A 2,006-nucleotide genomic window follows, 5' to 3' on the forward strand; every position below is an offset into this window, starting at 1 on the left:
CATGCCGATCACGATGGCGTCCTTCCGGCCCTGCGCCATGCCGGCCAGCGGAGTGGCCAGGGCGACAGTGGCGCCGGCGGTGGTAAGGAGGGTGCGACGATTCAACATACGGGGTGATCTCCGGAAAACGGTCAGTGTCGAATGACTGCTTCGGCGTGCACCGTGCCCTGGGGGAAAGCGCAACGCCACGAAAGGAAGACACGCAGCACGAAAGATGCCAAGTGCTGCCAATCATTCTCTCGCAGCAGGCCCTCCGGTGTGCGCTGGCGCGGGCGGTTTTTCCTCGGGACGTTCCCGGATGGGCGAGGGATCTTGCGCGAAGCACGCGCGTTGCGCCACCAGATGCTCATGACCGATCTGTCCGAGGCCGCGCCTCGGTGGCGCAAGGGGCTTCAGGCCGCGCGCAACGCGCCGCCGGCGGGCGTGTGCAGCACCGCCGACAGCAGGGTGCGGGTGTACGGATGCTGTGCGTGGTGGAACAGCTCGGTCGGTGGTCCCTGCTCCACGATCTGCCCCTTGAACACCACGCACACGTCATCGCACAGGTGGTTGACCACCGCCAGGTCGTGGCTGATGAGCAGGTAGCTGATGCCGAACTGCTGCTGCAGGTCCTGCATGAGGTTGAGCACCTGGGCCTGCACGGAGACATCGAGCGCACTTACGGGCTCGTCGGCGACGATGAGCTTGGGGCGCGTGATCAGCGCACGTGCGATCGCAATGCGCTGTCGCTGCCCGCCCGAGAACTCGTGCGGGTACTTGTCCAGGTCCGTGGTGCGCAGGCCCACGGCCGCGAGTGTCTCGGCGGCGCGTTCACGCTGCTCGGCACGGCGCGTCTCGGCCAGCGCTTCGAGCGGTTCGGCCACGATGCGTGCAACGGTCTGTCGCGGATCGAGCGATCCGTACGGGTCCTGGAACACCATCTGGAAGTCGCGCCGCGCCGTGCGCAGGTCGGCCTTCGAGAGCGTATGCAGGTTGCGCCCTTCGAGTTCGACGCGGCCCGAGGTCGGCGTGTCCAGCGCCATCACCAGGCGCGCGATGGTCGACTTGCCTGAGCCCGACTCACCCACGATGCCCATGCTCTTGCCGGCCTGCACTGCGAAGCTCACGCCGTTGAGCGCCTTCACAGAAGGCGGTGGGCCGAAGAGCTTCTCGCGGGGCAGGGCGTAGTGCCGCACGAGGTCGGTCACCTGCAGAAGCGGAGGCGATGAAGCAGCAGAGGCGGGCGATGGATTCATGACGCAACGGCTTCCATGGCCGCAATTTCCTCGAGCCGGATGCAGCGCACCGCATGGTCCGGCGGCAACACCGTGGCGGGTGGGCGCGTGGCGTGGCAGGCATCCACCGTGTAGGCGCAACGACCCGCAAAGCCGCAGCCGCGAGGAATGTCCACCAGCTCCGGCACGCTGCCACGGATCGTGGGCAGGCGCACCCCACGCGGCGCACCGATCACCGGCCGCGCCGCGAACAGCCCCTGCGTGTAGGGATGCGCGCGCCGGGCGAACACCTCCTCGGTCGGCCCGCTCTCGACCACGCTGCCGCCGTACATCACCAGCATCTTCGAGACCGTCTGAGAGATCACCCCCAGGTCGTGCGAGATCAGGATCAGCGCCATGCCCATCTCGGCCACCAGCTTCTGGATCAGATCGAGCACCTGCTTCTGGATCGTCACGTCCAGCGCCGTGGTCGGCTCGTCCGCGATCAGCAGATCGGGCCCGCAGGCCAGCGCCATCGCGATGCCGATGCGCTGGCGCTGCCCGCCCGAGAACTGGTGCGGATAAGCATCCAGGCGCGAAGCCGCATCGGGAATGCCCACGCGCTCGAGCAGCTCCAGCGCTTCCTTACGCGCCTGCGCCTTGGTCAGTCCGCGGTGCAGCATCAGCGGCTCGCCCACCTGGCGCGCGATCGTGTGCACCGGGTTCAGCGCTGTCATCGGCTCCTGGAAGATCATGCCGATGCGGTTGCCGCGGATCTGGCACATCTGCTTCTCCGGCAGGCCCACGAGCTCC

Annotated in this window: 2 protein-coding genes; both read right to left on the reverse strand. The window is 67.6% G+C overall.

Features of this window, described 5'->3' with window-relative positions:
- Positions 1 to 392 precede the first annotated feature (392 nt).
- A complete protein-coding gene (locus D3H34_RS32060) occupies positions 393 to 1,235 on the reverse strand; it encodes an ATP-binding cassette domain-containing protein (RefSeq protein ID WP_119558808.1) in 843 nt (280 codons plus the stop codon).
- Positions 1,232 to 2,006, reverse strand: a 775-nt coding sequence (locus D3H34_RS32065; protein ID WP_147400562.1) for an ABC transporter ATP-binding protein, incomplete at its 5' end; no start/stop codon positions are given. The genes D3H34_RS32060 and D3H34_RS32065, both read right to left, overlap by 4 nt.

This window comes from Acidovorax cavernicola, from assembly GCF_003581445.1.

Excerpts from the sequence above, each read along its gene's own strand:
- D3H34_RS32060 (WP_119558808.1), bottom strand. The coding sequence starts at position 1,235 with ATGAATCCATCGCCCGCCTCTGCTGCTTCATCGCCTCCGCTTCTGCAG.